Origin of the sequence: Streptomyces sp. NPDC056600 (genome assembly GCF_042792855.1) — a bacterium.
In the GTDB taxonomy this organism is placed as follows: Bacteria; Actinomycetota; Actinomycetes; order Streptomycetales; family Streptomycetaceae; genus Streptomyces.
On record NZ_JBHTVQ010000011.1, the window covers coordinates 23,500 to 39,344 of the forward strand.

Below are 15,845 nucleotides of genomic sequence, written 5' to 3' on the forward strand. Positions count from 1 at the left end.
TCCTTCTCCTTGTGAGAGCTCTGAGCGGTGGGTGCGGTCGGGCGGTGCGGGGCTCAGCCCTTGCTGACCATCGAACGCAGGAAGAACCGGAGGTTCGACGGCTTCTCCGCGAGACGGCGCATGAAGTAGCCGTACCAGTCGGTGCCGTACGCGGTGTAGACACGCATCCGGTGACCCTCGGCGGCGAGACGCAGCGATTCGTCGCCGCGGATGCCGAACAGCATCTGAAACTCGTACTCGTCCATCTTGCGCCCTGCGCGGCGTGCGAGCTCCTGTCCGATGGAGATCATCCGCGGGTCGTGCGAACCGATCATGGGGTAGCCGTCGCCCTCCATGAGGATCTTCATGATCCGCACGTACGCCTTGTCGATCTCGGCCTTCGACTGGTACGCCACCTCGGCGGGCTCCTTGTAGGCGCCCTTGACGACGCGCACCCGGCTGCCGCTCGCCGCGAGAGCGCGGGCGTCCTCCTCGGTGCGGTACAGCATCGCCTGGATCACGCAGCCGGTCTGCGGGAAGTCCTCGCGCAGCCAGGCGTGGGTGGCCAGCATCTTGTCGATGGTGGTGTGGTCCTCGGCGTCCAGGGTGACCGTGGTGCCGATCGCGGCGGCGGCCTCGACGACCGGACGGACGTTCGCGCGGGAGAGCTCGACGCCGTTCTCCAGGTCCTGGCCGAACATCGACAGCTTGACGGACATCTCGACGCGGGCGCCGAGCTCCAGCTCCTCGAGGCGGGCGATCAGCTCCAGGTAGGCGTCGCGGGCCGCCTCGGCCTGCTCGGGCGTGGTGATGTCCTCGCCCACCACGTCCATGGTGAGCTCCAGGCCCTGCTCGGTGAGCTCGCGCACGATCGGCAGGACGTCGCCGACGGTCTCGCCGGGGATGAACCGGTCCACGACCTGCTTGGTGCCGGGGGCCGCGGTGACCAGACGACGCATCCTGTCGCTGCGCGAGGCGGCGAGAATCACGGGACCCAGCACGGGGACCTCCTGGAAATACGAAAGTGACGAGGGCGTGGACCGCCGATTCGAACGGTAGGGATCCGGGTTGTGTTTCACCTATCGACACCTGTCACGAGTCGACGCCTTTCCTCTCAGACATCTGTATGAAGAGGGAGGACAATGGAGCCGTGAAACCGGACTACCAGGAACTGGTCGACGAGATCTCCGCCCTGCTGGGCGTGCCGGCCACCCTCGAGGGGCGCGACTTCGGTCTGATCGCCTTCGGGGTGCACGACGGCCTCGGCGACGAGGCGGCGCTGGACCCCGTGCGGACCAGGACCATCCTGGCGCGCAGCTCGTCGGCGCAGGTCAGGGCCTGGTTCGAGGGCTTCGGCATCGCCCGGGCGACGGGCCCCGTGCGCATCCCGCCGGCGCCGGAGGCCGGTGTGCTGCGGGGCCGGATCTGCCTGCCGGCCCGGTCCCGGGACGTCGTCCAGGGATACGTCTGGCTGCTGGAGCCGGATCCGGGTCCCACCGAGGCCCAACTGGCGGCGGCCATGCGGGTCGCCGGGCGGATCGGCGCGCTGCTCGCCGAGGAGGCCTCCGCCGAGGACGCGGTGACCCGGGAGTTCCGCCGGGTCCTGGAGAGCGGCGGGGCGGGGCGGGAGCGGGAGACGGCGCTGGGCGCGCTCCGGTCGGCGCTCGGGCCGGACGCGGGCGACCTGTACACCGTGCTGTGCGTGACGCCGTGGACCGAGGAGGAGCCGCCGTCGGCCCGCCGGGTGCCGGGCACCGCGGCGGCCGTCGCGGCACCGCTGACCGGCGGCCCGCAGATGCTGGCGTTGCTGGTGCGGGTGCGCACCGGCGCCGAGGTGCCGGCCTCGGTACTGACCGCCGCGGCCCGGCTGGCGCCCGGCTCCGCGGCCGGGGTGGGCGGGCCGCGGCGCGGGGCCGGGGAGACGGGCGAGCTGTGGGACCAGGCGCTGGCCGCGGCCCGCGCCGTCACGGCGGAACCGCGTCTGGGGCCGGTGGCGCAGTGGTCGGCGATCGGCCCGTACCGCCTGCTCACCCGGCTCCCCGCGGGCGCGGCCGAGGACACGGCGCTGCGCGAGCTGCTCGACCGTCCGGAACTCGCCCGCACGGTCGAGGTCTACCTCGACCACGCCGGCCAGGCCGGCCGCACCGCCGCCGCCCTGGGCATCCACCGGCAGACGCTCTACTACCGGCTCTCCCGCGTGGAACAGCTCACCGGCCTCGACCTCGACGACGGCGAGCACCGCCTGCTGCTCCACATGGGCGTCAAGGCCGCCCGCCTCTGACCGCCGGCGCCAGGGCGGCCACCGGTCAGCGCTCCTGCGCGGGCGGGCCGCCGGCCAGCCGGAACAGGCCGTCGGTGAGCTGATCGCCGGTCGGGGCGAGGGCGGGGTCCAGCGAGTGCTGGGCGATCATGCCCGCGAGCAGCACCATGATCAGGCTTCCGACGGTGTCGGTGGTCTCGTCGTCGAGGCTCTCCTCCGGAAGCCCCAGCAGCAGCGCGGCGAGGCCGCGGCCGCCCTCCCGCTGGGCCGCGACCAGGTTGCGGGTGATCTCCGGGAACCGGTCCCCCATGGTGATGACCTCGATGCTGAGGTGCCAGACCGAGTCGGGCCGGTCGAACGACTCGAGGACCGTCTTCAGCACTTTCCGGATCCGCTCCGGCGAGCCCGGGGCGGTCCCGGCCGCACCGGCCTCCCAGTCGAAGTGCTCGGCCTGTTCCTCCATCAGCCCCACGTACGCCTGGGCGAGCAGGGCGTCCTTGGACCCGTAGTGGTAGCCGATCGACGCCAGGTTGGCCCCCGACTCCCGCACGATGTCGCGCGCGGTGGTCCGGGCGAAACCCTTCTCCCGCAGACAGCGCTTGGCGCCGTCGAGCAGATCCTCACGATGACCCATGCGCCCACCCTATCCGTCCCTGTACAAGCGTCCCTGACGCTCGTCTTGTACAAGCGTCATAGACAAGCGTATAAGACGCGTGTACCGTCACCGCCATGACGACGACAACGCCTTCTCCGGCCCGGGCCGGACGCCGTGAATGGACCGCGCTGGCGGTCCTGATGCTGCCGCTGCTGCTGGTCTCGATGGACGTCTCGGTCCTGTTCTTCGCGATCCCCGCGATCAACGCGGACCTCGCGCCCACCGGCACCGAGCAGCTCTGGATGTTCGACATCTACGCCTTCGTCCTGGCCGGCCTGCTGATGACCATGGGCTCGCTCGGCGACCGCATCGGCCGCCGCCGGCTGCTGCTGTTCGGGGCGGCGGCGTTCGGCGCGGCCTCGCTGGTCGCCGCCTACGCCGACAGCGCGCCGACGCTGATCGCCGCCCGCGCCGTCCTCGGCATCGGCGGGGCCACCCTGATGCCGTCCACCATGGCGCTGGTGCGCACGATGTTCGCCGACCCCGGCCAGCGCGCCCAGGCGGTCGGCGTGTGGAGCGCGGTGATGACCGGCGGCGTCGCGCTCGGCTCGGTGATGAGCGGTCTGCTGGTCGAGTTCTTCTGGTGGGGCTCGGTGTTCCTGGTCAACCTGCCGGCCATGGCGCTGCTGCTGGTCCTCGGTCCGGTGCTGCTGCCGGAGTCCAAGGACCCCTCGCCGGGCCGGTTCGACCTGCTGAGCGTGCCGCTCTCGCTGGCGGCGGTGCTGCCGCTGATCCACGGCGTCAAGGAGTTCGCCTCCCACGGCTGGGAGCCCGAGCAGGGCGCGTTCCTCGGAGCCGGACTGCTGTTCGGGGCGCTCTTCGTGTGGCGTCAGAGGAGGGCGGCCTCCCCGATGATCCCGCGCGGCCTGTTCCGCTCACGCGGCTTCGGCCCGGCGGTGGCGCTCAACGCCGTCTCCGCGCTGGGCATGATGGGTTCCTCCCTCTTCACCACGCAGTACCTGCAGTCGGTGCTGGGCATGAGCGCCCTGGAGGCCGCCCTGTGGTCGCTGGCGCCCTCCCTGCCGATCGCCGCCGCCGCGCCGGCCGCCGCCGCGGCGGTCCAGAGGGGCGTGCCCCGGGTCCACGTGGTCACTGCCGGGTTCGCCGTCGCCGCCGCCGGCTACGCGCTGCTCGCCGCCCCGGGGACCGACTCGCTGGTGCTGATCCTGGTCGCCGCGGGGGTGCTGGCCTGCGGCATCGTCCTGGTCATGTCGCAGATGACGGACCTGGCACTGGGCGCCGCGCCGGTGGACAAGGCGGGCGCCGCCTCCTCGGTGCTGGAGACGGGCGCGGAGTTCGGCGGGGCGCTGGGCATGGCGGTGCTGGGATCCGTGGGAACCGCCGTGTACCGGGACGCCATGCCGGCCTCGGCCCCCGGGACGGCACGGGAGACCCTCGGCGGCGCGCTGGCCACCGCCGCCGAACTGCCCGGCCGGGCGGGCGAGTCGCTGGCCGAGGCGGCGCGGGCGGCGTTCACCGACAGCATGCACGTGGCGGGCCTGACCGGTGCGGCGCTGCTCACCGTGGCCGCGGTGGCGGCCGCGCTCACCCTCCGCGGGATCCGGCCGGCCGCCGACTGCGGCGACCGCGACTGAGCGGCCGGCCCGGAACAGGCAGGAACGGCAACAGGCAGGAAGGGGACGTCACCGGTCGTCCGGGAAACGGGGAAGGACCCGTCCACCGCTTCACGCGGCGGGCGGGTCCTTCCTCGTGCCCCGAGGGGCTCTCGCTCAGGTCAGGTTGATGGCCCGGGCGGAGGTCGCGCCGATCTCCTCGGCCAGCTCCGACAGCACCGCCGCCGGCACCGTGTCGTCGACCGTCAGCACCGCGAGCGCCTCGCCGCCGGCCGCCGCGCGGGCGACCTGCATGCCGGCGATGTTGACACCGGACTCGCCGAGCACCCGGCCGACGGTGCCGACCACGCCGGGACGGTCCGCGTAGCGCAGCACCACCATGTGGTCGGTGAGCGCCAGGTCCACGTCGAACTCGCCGACCGCCACCAGCTTCTGGTGGTGCTTCGGCCCGGCCAGCGTGCCGGAGACCGACACCTCCGCGCCGTTGCCCAGCGTGCCGCGGACGGTGACCACGTTCCGGAAGTCCGGGGACTCGGAGCTGGTGGTCAGCCGCACCTCGACACCGCGCTCCTGCGCGAACAGCGGGGCGTTGACGTAGGAGACGGTGTCCTCGACGACGTCCTCGAACACGCCCTTGAGCGCCGAGAGTTCCAGCACCTTGACGTCGTGCTGGGTGATCTCGCCGTACACCTCGACGTCGAGCCGCACCGCGACCTCGCCGGCCAGCGCCGTGAAGATGCGGCCCAGCCGCTCGGCCAGCGGCAGACCCGGCTTGACGTCCTCGGCGATCACGCCGCCCTGGACGTTGACCGCGTCCGGCACCAGCTCGCCGGCGAGCGCCAGGCGCACCGAGCGGGCGACGGCGATGCCGGCCTTCTCCTGCGCCTCGTCCGTGGACGCGCCGAGGTGCGGGGTGGAGACGACCTGGTCGAACTCGAAGAGCGGGGAGTCCGTGCAGGGCTCCTTCGCGTAGACGTCGAGGCCGGCGCCGGCCACCCGGCCCTCCTTGAGCGCCGAGTACAGCGCCTCCTCGTCGACGATGCCGCCGCGCGCGGCGTTGACGATGCGCACGGTCGGCTTGACCTTGCGCAGCGCCTCGTCGCCGATCAGGCCGAGCGTCTCGGGGGTCTTGGGGAGGTGGACGGTGATGAAGTCGGAGACCTCGAGCAGCTCGTCCAGCGTGAGTACCTTGACGCCCATCTGCGCGGCCCGGGCGGGCTGCACGTAGGGGTCGTAGGCGACGACCTTCATGCCGAAGGCCGACATCCGCTGGGCGACCAGGGCGCCGATGCGGCCGAGGCCCACCACGCCGAGGGTCTTCTCCGCCAGCTCGACGCCGGTGTACTTGTTGCGCTTCCACTCGCCGTTCTTGAGCGCGGCGTTGGCCTGCGGGATGTTGCGGGCCGTGGCGAGGAGCAGACCGCAGGCCAGCTCGGCCGCGGTCACGATGTTCGAGGTGGGGGCGTTGACGACCATCACGCCGGCCTTGGTGGCGGCGGAGACGTCGACGTTGTCGAGGCCGACGCCCGCGCGGGCGACGACCTTCAGGCGGGACGCGGCGGCGATGGCCTCGGCGTCGACCTTGGTGGCCGAGCGGATCAGGATCGCGTCGACGTCGGCGATGGCCGGGAGCAGTTCGCTCCGGTCGGCTCCGTTGCAGTGCCGGATCTCGAAGTCCGGACCGAGCGCGTCGACAGTGGCGGGCGACAGCTCTTCAGCGATGAGTACGACAGGTTTCGAGCTCACGTGAGTCCTCAATTGCGTTGCGGACGGCCGTCCCGACGGCCGCAGGCGTGGAGGGGTGCTAGCCGCGTGGAAGACGCACGACGCTGTGGGCCTGACGCGTATGCAGTGCAGTGTAGTGGGGCCCCGGTCGTCGTCCCGCGCCCCTGCGGAAGGATCACCCGTCCGTGCGGTTTCCGCACGGACGGGTGAACGGGGCCGGAGCGGCGCTCCGGCCCCGTGAGGCGGCTCAGGCCTCCTCGTCCACCCAGCTCATGAGCTTGCGCAGCTCCTTGCCGGTGGTCTCCAGCAGGTGCTGGGAGTCCTGGTCCTTGTACTCGTTGTACTTCTTCAGACCGCCGTGGTACTCGTCCATCCACTGCCGCGCGAAGGTGCCGTCCTGGATCTCGGCCAGGACCTTCTTCATCTCGGCCTTGGTGGCGTCGGTGATGATCCGCGGGCCGGTGACGTAGTCGCCCCACTCGGCGGTCTCGGAGACCGACCAGCGCATCTTCTCCAGGCCGCCCTCGTACATGAGGTCGACGATCAGCTTCAGCTCGTGGAGGCACTCGAAGTAGGCGATCTCCGGCTGGTAGCCCGCCTCGGTGAGGGTCTCGAAGCCCGCCTTGACCAGCGCCGCGGTGCCGCCGCAGAGCACGGCCTGCTCACCGAACAGGTCGGTCTCGGTCTCCTCGGTGAAGGTCGTCTTGATGACGCCGGCGCGGGTGCCGCCGATCGCCTTGGCGTACGACAGGGCCAGCGCGAAGGCGTTGCCGCTGGCGTCCTGCTCGACGGCCGCGATGCACGGGACGCCGCGGCCCTCCTCGTACTGACGGCGCACCAGGTGGCCCGGGCCCTTGGGGGCGACCATGCAGATGTCGACGCCGGCCGGGGCCTTGATGAAGCCGAACCGGATGTTGAAGCCGTGGCCGAAGAACAGCGCGTCGCCGTCCTTCAGGTTGTCCTTGATGGACTCCTCGTAGACCTGCGACTGGATCGGGTCCGGGACCAGGATCATCACGACGTCGGCCTCGGCCGCGGCCTCGGCCGGGGTGACCACGCGCAGGCCCTGCTCCTCGGCCTTGGCCTTGGACCTGGAGCCCTCGTGCAGACCGACGCGCACGTCGACACCCGAGTCACGCAGCGACAGGGCGTGGGCGTGGCCCTGGCTGCCGTAGCCGATGACCGCGACCTTGCGGCCCTGGATGATGGACAGGTCGGCATCGGCGTCGTAGAACAGCTCGGCCACTTCGGTTCACTCCTAGTTGTGTCACAGGTGCTGCGCCCAGCGTATGACCGGGCGGCGGAAGAGGGCTGACGGTCTCGCCATGCGGGCGAGCCGGTGGTTCCTGAGGTGCGGAGCGGGTCAGGAGGCGCGCTCGACGGCGCGCAGCGAGCGGTCGGTGATCGACCGCGCGCCACGCCCTATGGCGATCGTCCCGGACTGCACCAGCTCCTTGATGCCGTAGGGCTCCAGCATCCGGAGCATGGCCTCGAGCTTGTCGCTGCCGCCCGTCGCCTCGATGGTGACGGCCTCCGGGGAGACGTCCACCGTCTTGGCGCGGAACAGGTCGACGATCTGGGTGATCTGCGAACGGGTCTCGTTGTCCGCGCGCACCTTGACCAGGACCAGCTGGCGCCGGACCGACTGGACCGGGTCCAGCTCGACGATCTTCAGGACGTTGACCAGCTTGTTGAGCTGCTTGGTGACCTGCTCGAGCGGCAGGTCCTCGACGCCGACCACGATGGTGATGCGGGAGATGTCGGGGTGCTCGGTGACGCCCACGGCGAGCGAGTCGATGTTGAACCCGCGGCGGGAGAAGAGCGCGGCGATCCGCGCCAGGATGCCCGGGGTGTTCTGCACCAGGACGGAGAGCGTGTGCTTCGACATGTCAGGTGTTCCTCGTCCCATCACTCTTCGTTGTCGCCGAAGTCGGGGCGGACGTCCCGGGCGGCCATGATCTCGTCGTTGGAGGTGCCGGCCGCGACCATCGGCCAGACCATCGCGTCCTCGTGGACGATGAAGTCCACGACGACGGGGCGGTCGTTGATGGAGTTGGCCTCCTCGATGACCTTGTCGAGGTCCTCGGGCGACTCGCAGCGGATGGCGTAGCAGCCCATCGCCTCGGACAGCTTGACGAAGTCGGGGACGCGGGTGCCGGCGCTCGGGCCCGTCTGGTCGGCGCCGGGGCCGGAGTGCAGCACGGTGTTGGAGTAGCGCTGGTTGTAGAAGAGCGTCTGCCACTGGCGGACCATCCCCAGGGCGCCGTTGTTGATGACGGCGACCTTGATCGGGATGTCGTTCAGGGCGCAGGTGGTGAGCTCCTGGTTGGTCATCTGGAAGCAGCCGTCGCCGTCGATCGCCCAGACCGCGCGCTCCGGCCGGCCGGCCTTGGCGCCCATCGCGGCGGGGACCGCGTAGCCCATGGTCCCGGCGCCGCCGGAGTTCAGCCAGGTGGCCGGCGTCTCGTGCTGCAGGAAGTGGGCCGCCCACATCTGGTGCTGGCCGACGCCCGCGGTGAAGATCGTGCCCTCGGGAGCGAGCTGCCCGATCCGCTCGATGACCTGCTGCGGGGAGAGCGAGCCGTCGGAGGGCAGCTCGTAGCCCAGCGGGTAGTTCTCCCGCCACCGGTCCAGGTCCGCCCACCAGGCGCCCAGGTCGGCGCGGTGGCCTTCGGAGTGCTCCTTCTGCACGGCCTGGACCAGGTCGGCGATCACCTCTCGGGCGTCGCCGACGATCGGGACGTCCGCCTCGCGGTTCTTGCCGATCTCCGCAGGGTCGATGTCCGCGTGGACGATCTTCGCGTGCGGGGCGAAGCTGTCCAGCTTGCCGGTGACGCGGTCGTCGAAGCGGGCGCCGAGGGCGACGATCAGGTCGGCCTTCTGCAGCGCGGTGACCGCGGCGACCGAGCCGTGCATGCCGGGCATGCCCACGTGCTGCGGGTGGCTGTCGGGGAACGCGCCCAGCGCCATCAGCGTGGTGGTGACCGGCGCCCCGGTCAGCTCCGCGAGCACCTTCAGCTCGGCGGTGGCGCCGGCCTTGAGGACGCCGCCGCCGACGTAGAGCACGGGACGCTTCGCCGAGGTGATCAGCCGGGCGGCCTCGCGGATCTGCTTGGCGTGCGGCTTGGTCACCGGACGGTAGCCCGGCAGGTCGACGGCCGGGGGCCAGGAGAAGGTGGTCTTCGTCTGGAGGAGGTCCTTCGGGATGTCGACCAGGACCGGGCCGGGGCGGCCGGTGGAGGCGATGTGGAAGGCCTCGGCGATGACCCGGGGGATCTCCTCGGCGCGGGTGACGAGGAAGCTGTGCTTGGTGATCGGCATGGTGATGCCGACGATGTCCGCCTCCTGGAAGGCGTCCGTGCCGATCGCCGCGGACACGACCTGCCCGGTGATCGCGACCAGCGGCACCGAGTCCATGTTGGCGTCGGCGATCGGGGTGACCAGGTTGGTGGCGCCCGGTCCCGAGGTGGCCATGCAGACGCCGACCTTGCCGGTGGCCTGCGCGTAGCCGGTGGCCGCGTGGCCGGCGCCCTGCTCGTGCCGGACCAGGACGTGGCGCACCCGGGTGGAGTCCATCATCGGGTCGTACGCCGGAAGGATCGTGCCGCCGGGAATGCCGAAGACCGTGTCGACCCCTACCTCCTCGAGCGAGCGGATGAGCGACTGGGCGCCCGTGACGTGCTCGGTCGGCGACTGCTGGAGTCCTCCGTTGCGGGGCCGCGGCTGCGGATGGTGGGCCCCGGTGGCCTGCTCGGTCATCGGCATTCTCTTCTCGATGCGAGGTGGTGTGTGCGAGCTGTTCGCGAGTTCTGTTCTCTGGGCGCGTCGCCCCCGTGCAACAAAAAACCCCTCGTGCCGTGAGGCAAGCGAGGGGAGCGCGTCGGGCGGTAGGGCGCTGGATCTCCGGTTCTCCTCCGGAGGTCCAGCTCAGCCGACGCGCTGTCCAAGTACGAGAATTCGGGTGCGCATGACCTTGACCCTCCCCCCGACGCCTGTCGGGTGTCAAGTGGGTGGGACGACGGTCTCACTATGTGGCCGAAGACCGCCGTACTGCCAGCCTCCGTACGGCACTCCCCCGGCCCGCGCGGGAGGCAGCGGAGGGCGGTTGCCGGGACCGCCGCCCGGACCGGCCGTGGACGGCGCCGTACGGCCCGCGGCGGAGGCGCGGTGCGCCCCCGGGCCGCCGGGCCTGCCGCTGCCGCCCGCGCCGTGCCGGACGACGTCGGGCGGCACGGGACAGCGCCCCTCGGCGAGCGCCCGGCGGATGCGGTACTCGTCCAGCGGCGCGGAGAAGGCGCCGCCCATGCCGTGGGTGCAGCCCATGGCCCGCAGCACGCTCACCTGGTCGGGCAGGTCCACACCGTCGGCGACCGTCTGCATCCCGAGGTCGGCGGCGATCCTCAGCAGACCACTGGTGATCTTGTAGAGGCGGGCCGACTCCACCACGCCCTCGACCATGCTCCGGTCGAGCTTGATGATCTCCACCGGCAGCCGCCGCAGCGCCGTGACGCCGCCGAAGCCCACGCCGAAGCCGTCCAGGGCGAAGCGGACGCCGAGGCGGCGCAGCACCTTCAGGCGGCTCTCCAGCTCGTCCAGGGCGGTGCCGGGTCCGAGCTGGGTGAGCTCGATCATCAGGGACCCGGGCGCGAGACCGTGCCGGGTCAGCAGCTCCTCTATGGAGGTGAGCGTCTGCGACCGGTCCAGCAGGCGCCGGGCCGCCATGCGGACCGAGACCGGCGTGCGCAGGCCGGCGCGGGACCGGTCGGCGGCCTGGACGACGGCCTCCTCCAGCATCCAGCGGCCGAGCGCCGCCGTCCGGTCGCCCTCCTCGGCGACCCGCAGGAACTCCGCGGGGGTGAAGAGCGAGCCCTGCCCCGACCGCCAGCGGGCCTGCGCCGAGAGGGCCGTGATCCGGCCGTCGGACAGCGCCACCACCGGCTGGTGGAGGAGCGCGAACTCCTTGCGGTGCAGGGCGGTGCGCAGCCGGGCGGCGACCTCGGCCCGGCGCACCACGTCCTGCTGCATCTGGGGCGCGTACAGCTCGACCCGGTCCTTGCCGGCCGCCTTGGCCCGGTACATCGCCAGGTCCGCGTTGCGCAGGAGCTCGCCGGCGCCGAGGCCCGGCTCCGCGAAGGCGACGCCGATGGAGGCGGCCACCCGGACGTCGTTGCCCTCGATGTCGTACGGCTGGGAGAGCCGGAGCCTCAGCCGGTCGGCCAGCTCCACGATGTGCCGCTCGCGGGCGGCCCGCCCGCTGACGCCGTCGCCGATGATCAGCGCGGCGAACTCGTCACCGCCGAGCCGGGCGGCGGTGTCACCCTTGCGGACGGCCTCGTGCAGCCGGCGGGCCGCCTGGACCAGAAGCTCGTCCCCGGCCTGGTGACCGATGGTGTCGTTGACCGCCTTGAAGCCGTCCAGGTCGATGAAGAGCACCGCGGTGCCCTGGTCGGAGGTCCGGCGGCCGGCGAGCGCCTGCCCGACGCGCCGGGTGAACAGGGCCCGGTTGGGCAGGTCGGTGAGCGGGTCGTGCTCCGCGTTGTGCTGCAACTGGGCCTGCAGGCGGACGCGTTCGGTGACGTCCCGGCTGTTGAGGATGAGGCCGCCCTGGTGCCGGTTGACCGTCGACTCGACGTTGAGCCAGCCTCCGCCGCCGGACCGGAAGCGGTACTCGATGCGGGTGGTGGGGTCGTCCGGCGGGCCGGCGGCCAGGAAGCGGCGCAGCTCGTGCAGGACGCCCGGCAGGTCCTCGGGGTGGATCAGCGCGGCCAGCTCACGGCCGACCAGCTCCTGCGGACGGAGGCCGTAGACGCCCTGGGAGGCGTCGCTGACGTACTTCAGGCGGCCGGTGGGGGCCGCGATCATGATGACGTCGCTGGAGCCCTGCACCAGGGACCGGAAGTGGTTCTCCTTCTCGGCCAGCTTCTGGGTGAGCGCCATGTTGTCCAGCAGCATGATGCCCTGCCGGACGAGCAGCGCCAGGACCACGGCGCCCGCGGTGAGCAGCACGACCTGGTCCACGCTGCGGCCGGCCAGGACGTTGTAGAGGATGCCCAGGGTGCAGACGGCGGCGGCCAGGTAGGGCAGCAGCGCGGCCAGCGATCCCGCTATGGGCCGTGTCGGCTCGTAGTAACCGGCCTCCACACCCGGCGCAGGGGGCCCCGGGGTGGAGGGACAGGCGCCGGCCGGGGCCGCCGCGGGCCCGGACGTGGGCCCCTGGGCGGCGGGCTCGCCCGGTGGTTCCGCCCCGGCCGTGTGGCGCCTCGGCGACGGCGACAGCCCGGACCACCACGTGCGGCCGCCCCGGCGCGGCCGGTCGCCACCGCGGCCGTCCTGCTCGCGCGAGGAGGCCGCGGCCCAGGGGGCGTAGGCGAGCAGCAGCGAGCCGGCGAACCAGCCGGCGTCGAGCAACTGTCCGGAGCGGTAGCTCTGGTGGAGCAGGGGCGAGGTGAACAGGGCGTCGCAGACCACGGTCAGCGCGAGGGCGCCGACCGCGGTGTTGACGGCGACGCGGTTGGCCGCGGTGCGCCGGAAGTGCAGCGCGAGGACCACGCTCACCAGCGCGATGTCCAGTATCGGATAGGCCAGTTGGAAGGCGGCGTGCGCGACACCCTGGTCGGCCGCCCCGGCCTTGCGGCTCAGGGCCAGGCTCCAGGAGAGCGTCAGCAACGAGCCGCCGATCAGCCAGGCGTCGAGCACCAGGCAGACCCAGCCCGCCCTGGTCAGCGGGCGACGGGCCAGCATCAGCAGGCCGAGGATGGCGGGCGGGGCGAAGCACAGGAAGAAGAGGTCGGCGAGGCTGGGCCGCGGCATCTCCGCCTCGAGCACGACCTCGTACCAGCCCCAGACGAGGTTGCCCAGGCTGGCCATGGCCGAGGAGAGGGCGAACAGCAGCCACGCCGGGCGGACTTCGTCGCCCTGGCGGCGGGAGTAGAGGAAACAGGAGACGGCCGCGGCCGCGCCGGCGGCGCTCAGACCGAAGTCCCCCATCACCAGAGCCGCGCGGGGCGAGCCCCAGCCCACCGCGGAGCCCAGTGCGTAGCCCGCGCACACGACGGCGAGGAGGAGCAGCGGCGCCAGCGCCGCGGCCCGGCGCAGCCCGGTCTCCGTCCGGGACGGGACGGACGCGACCGACGGCAGGCGCGGCTCCTGGGCCGCGCACCCTCCGCCGTCGAGCACGGGCGGGGAAAGGGACGGGGAGCTCACCGGGGCCTCCCGCAGGCGCCGGGGCGGCGGGCGGCACTCGATCGGCGACGGAAGGCCCTGGCGTGCGCCGTCGCGCACCTGGGCCCCCGACGGCCGCCCTGCGGCGCCGAGTTGCGGGTCGCGGCGCGGCAGGCCGCGGCATGATGGGTCCGTGGTCCGGTCGCTCGGCCGTACATCGCCCGTCGCCCCCCTCGCAGTTCGGTCCAGATCCTCTCCGGCGCCCCGGTGCGCGGCGCAGCCCCCGAGTGACGATACACCAGCATCGTCACTCAGGGACATACTTCATCTACTCTCCGTGATGACGTACCGGAAGTTCGGAACGTTCCGCGTCCATGGGACAGCGGAGAGTACCCGAACCGGACCGGACCATGCGTCAGGGACCGGTCGTCAGCATCACATTGCGCAGGGGGCGTCCGTCGGCGAACCGTGACAACTGGTCCACCAGCAGCCTCTTGGCTCTCGGGGCGAACGCACTGGTGGGGCCGCCGACATGAGGGCTGATCAGAACTCCGGGCGCGGTCCACAGGGGGTGGCCGGGCGGCAGCGGCTCGGGGTCCGTGACGTCCAGGGCGGCCCGGAGCCGGCCGGTCCGCACCTCCGCGAGCAGGGCCTCGGTGTCCACCACCGGACCGCGCGAGACGTTCACCAGCAGGGCCCCGTCCTTCATCCCGGCCAGGAACTTCGCGTCCACCAGGCCCCGGGTGGCTTCGGTGAGCGGGGTGAGCAGTACCACCACGTCCGCCTCCGGCAGGAGCCCCGGGAGCTCGGAGAGCGGATGCACCGGGCCGCGCGCCGTGGCGCGGGCGGAGCGCGCGACGCGCACCACCCGCGCGACGTCGAAAGGCACGAGCCGGTCCTCGACCGCCGAGCCGATGGCTCCGTAGCCGACGATCAGTACGGTCCGGTCGGCGAGCGCCGGCCGGAAACCGCCCAGCCACTCGCCCCGTTCCTGGGCGCGCGCGAAGTCGGGGATGCCGCGCAGCTGGGCGAGGATCAGGGCCAGGGTGAGCTCCGCGGTGCTGGCGTCGTGGACGCCGCGGGCGTTGCAGACCTGGACGCCGCCGGGCAGCGAGGCGAGTCCCGTCTCGATGTGGTCGATGCCGGCCGACAGCGTCTGCACCACCTTCAGCGAGGTCATCTCGGGCATCGGGCGGACGGCCACGGAACCGGGCCTGAGGTACGGCACGACATAGAGGGCGCAGTCGGCGGGGTCCGCGGGGTACGCGTCCTGGCCGTCCCAGAACCAGGGGACGAGGCCCTCCGGCAGTCCTTCCAGTTCGTCCTCGCGGTAGGGCAGCCACACGTCAGCAGTCATGCCCCGAGGCTAGGTGAGTGGCGCCGGACGGCAGACGTTAGGTTGGGATCCCGCGTGCGGTGGCGGGCAGGGCAGGCCTAGGGAGGGTCGCGGGCAGGTGGAGCGCAGGAGGATGGGCTCGACGACGCTCGAGGTCGGCGCCGTCGGGCTGGGGTGCATGCCGATGAGCTGGGCGTACAGCACCTCGCGGCAGCGCGGCGGGGAGTCGCTGCGCGCCGTGCACCGGGCCCTGGACCTGGGCGGCGGGGCCACCCTCCTCGACACGGCCGACATGTACGGGCCGTTCACCAACGAGCTGCTGCTGGGCCGCGTGCTCAAGGAGCGCCGCTCCGAGGCGTTCGTCTCCACCAAGGTGGGGCTCCTCGTGGGCGAGGGGCATCTGGTCGCCAACGGCCGTCCCGGTTACGTGAGGCGGGCCTGCGACGCCTCGCTGCGGCGGCTGCAGACCGACGTGATCGACCTCTATCAGCTGCACCGCGCGGATCCCGAGGTCCCGGTCGAGGAGACCTGGGGGGCCATGGCCGAGCTGGTGCGCGAGGGAAAGGTCCGCTCGCTCGGGCTGTGCGCGGTGGGCGGCGCCCGCTCCGGGCGGCGGCCGGGGGCGAGACCCCACCGGGGGACGCTGGAGCAGCTGAGCCGCCTGCAGCGGGTGTTCCCGGTGACCGCGGTCGAGGCGGAGCTGTCCGTCTGGTCGCGGGAGGCGCTGGAGACCCTGCTGCCCTGGTGCACGGGGCACGGGGTCGCGTTCCTGGCCGCGACGCCGCTGGGCAGCGGCTACCTCACCGGCACGCTCACCCCGGGCGAGGGCTTCGAGCCGGACGACGCGCGGGCCCGTCACCCGCGGTTCACCGCGGAGATGATGGCCGCCAACCAGCCGATCGTCGCCGGGCTGCGCCGGGTCGCCGCGCGGCACGGGGAGGACGTGACCCCGGCGCAGGTGGCCCTGGCGTGGGTGCTCGCGCAGGGGCCGCACGTGGTGGCGGTGCCGGGCACCAAGCAGGAGCGCTGGGCCGGGCAGAACGCCGCCGCGGCCGCGCTGCGGCTCACCGCCGAGGACCTCGCGGAGCTGCGGGACCTGCCGGCGGCGCTGGACTGAACGCGCGCGGTCGGCGCGGGCGGCGCGGTCGGCGCGGA

Annotated in this window: 11 protein-coding genes; 3 read left to right on the forward strand and 8 right to left on the reverse strand. The window is 72.5% G+C overall.

Going from position 1 to position 15,845, the window contains the following annotated elements:
• Window positions 1–53: 53 nt before the first annotated feature.
• Window positions 54–980, reverse strand: coding sequence for a proline dehydrogenase family protein (locus ACFRAV_RS08470; RefSeq protein ID WP_382552736.1), 927 nt, complete (start codon window positions 978–980; stop codon window positions 54–56).
• A gap of 149 nt (window positions 981–1,129) precedes the next feature.
• Between ACFRAV_RS08470 and ACFRAV_RS08475 the strand changes: the two genes are divergently transcribed.
• Window positions 1,130–2,260 carry a PucR family transcriptional regulator gene (locus ACFRAV_RS08475; RefSeq protein ID WP_382552738.1) on the forward strand — a complete coding sequence of 377 codons (1,131 nt, stop codon included), beginning with the start codon at window positions 1,130–1,132 and terminating at the stop codon, window positions 2,258–2,260.
• Window positions 2,261–2,285: 25 nt separating this feature from the next.
• Here the strand turns inward: ACFRAV_RS08475 and ACFRAV_RS08480 are convergent, their stop codons facing one another.
• Window positions 2,286–2,873 carry a TetR/AcrR family transcriptional regulator gene (locus ACFRAV_RS08480; RefSeq protein WP_382552740.1) on the reverse strand — a complete coding sequence of 196 codons (588 nt, stop codon included), beginning with the start codon at window positions 2,871–2,873 and terminating at the stop codon, window positions 2,286–2,288.
• A 95-nt stretch (window positions 2,874–2,968) separates the two neighbouring features.
• Between ACFRAV_RS08480 and ACFRAV_RS08485 the strand changes: the two genes are divergently transcribed.
• Window positions 2,969–4,489, forward strand: a complete 1,521-nt coding sequence (locus tag ACFRAV_RS08485) for an MFS transporter (protein WP_382552742.1) — start codon at window positions 2,969–2,971, stop codon at window positions 4,487–4,489.
• 135 nt (window positions 4,490–4,624) lie between these two features.
• On the opposite strand, the gene serA is transcribed toward ACFRAV_RS08485, so the two are convergent.
• The 6 genes from serA to ACFRAV_RS08515 form a co-directional block, all read right to left on the reverse strand.
• A complete protein-coding gene (serA, locus tag ACFRAV_RS08490; protein ID WP_351111969.1) occupies window positions 4,625–6,214 on the reverse strand; it encodes a phosphoglycerate dehydrogenase in 1,590 nt (529 codons plus the stop codon).
• Between the two features lie 226 nt (window positions 6,215–6,440).
• Complete coding sequence (gene ilvC / locus ACFRAV_RS08495) at window positions 6,441–7,439, reverse strand: ketol-acid reductoisomerase (RefSeq protein ID WP_382552745.1); 999 nt, start codon at window positions 7,437–7,439, stop codon at window positions 6,441–6,443.
• Window positions 7,440–7,556: 117 nt separating this feature from the next.
• Window positions 7,557–8,081: an acetolactate synthase small subunit gene (gene ilvN, locus ACFRAV_RS08500; RefSeq protein ID WP_108954261.1), complete on the reverse strand. Its 525-nt coding sequence runs from the start codon at window positions 8,079–8,081 to the stop codon at window positions 7,557–7,559.
• 20 nt (window positions 8,082–8,101) lie between these two features.
• Complete coding sequence (locus tag ACFRAV_RS08505) at window positions 8,102–9,952, reverse strand: acetolactate synthase large subunit (RefSeq protein WP_382552747.1); 1,851 nt, start codon at window positions 9,950–9,952, stop codon at window positions 8,102–8,104.
• Window positions 9,953–10,195: 243 nt separating this feature from the next.
• Window positions 10,196–13,396 (reverse strand): putative bifunctional diguanylate cyclase/phosphodiesterase, encoded by a 3,201-nt coding sequence (locus ACFRAV_RS08510; RefSeq protein WP_382552749.1) that lies wholly within the window; start codon window positions 13,394–13,396, stop codon window positions 10,196–10,198.
• 373 nt (window positions 13,397–13,769) lie between these two features.
• Window positions 13,770–14,711: a 2-hydroxyacid dehydrogenase gene (locus tag ACFRAV_RS08515; RefSeq protein WP_382552751.1), complete on the reverse strand. Its 942-nt coding sequence runs from the start codon at window positions 14,709–14,711 to the stop codon at window positions 13,770–13,772.
• A 97-nt stretch (window positions 14,712–14,808) separates the two neighbouring features.
• Here ACFRAV_RS08515 and ACFRAV_RS08520 point away from each other — a divergent pair, with 97 nt between their 5' ends.
• Window positions 14,809–15,807 carry an aldo/keto reductase gene (locus tag ACFRAV_RS08520; RefSeq protein WP_382552753.1) on the forward strand — a complete coding sequence of 333 codons (999 nt, stop codon included), beginning with the start codon at window positions 14,809–14,811 and terminating at the stop codon, window positions 15,805–15,807.
• The last annotated feature ends 38 nt before the right edge of the window (window positions 15,808–15,845 follow it).

Excerpts from the sequence above, each read along its gene's own strand:
- ACFRAV_RS08485 (WP_382552742.1), top strand. The coding sequence starts at position 2,969 with ATGACGACGACAACGCCTTCTCCGGCCCGGGCCGGACGCCGTGAATGG.
- ACFRAV_RS08505 (WP_382552747.1), bottom strand. The coding sequence starts at position 9,952 with ATGACCGAGCAGGCCACCGGGGCCCACCATCCGCAGCCGCGGCCCCGC.
- ACFRAV_RS08515 (WP_382552751.1), bottom strand. The coding sequence starts at position 14,711 with ATGACTGCTGACGTGTGGCTGCCCTACCGCGAGGACGAACTGGAAGGA.
- ilvN (WP_108954261.1), bottom strand. The coding sequence starts at position 8,081 with ATGTCGAAGCACACGCTCTCCGTCCTGGTGCAGAACACCCCGGGCATC.
- ACFRAV_RS08480 (WP_382552740.1), bottom strand. The coding sequence starts at position 2,873 with ATGGGTCATCGTGAGGATCTGCTCGACGGCGCCAAGCGCTGTCTGCGG.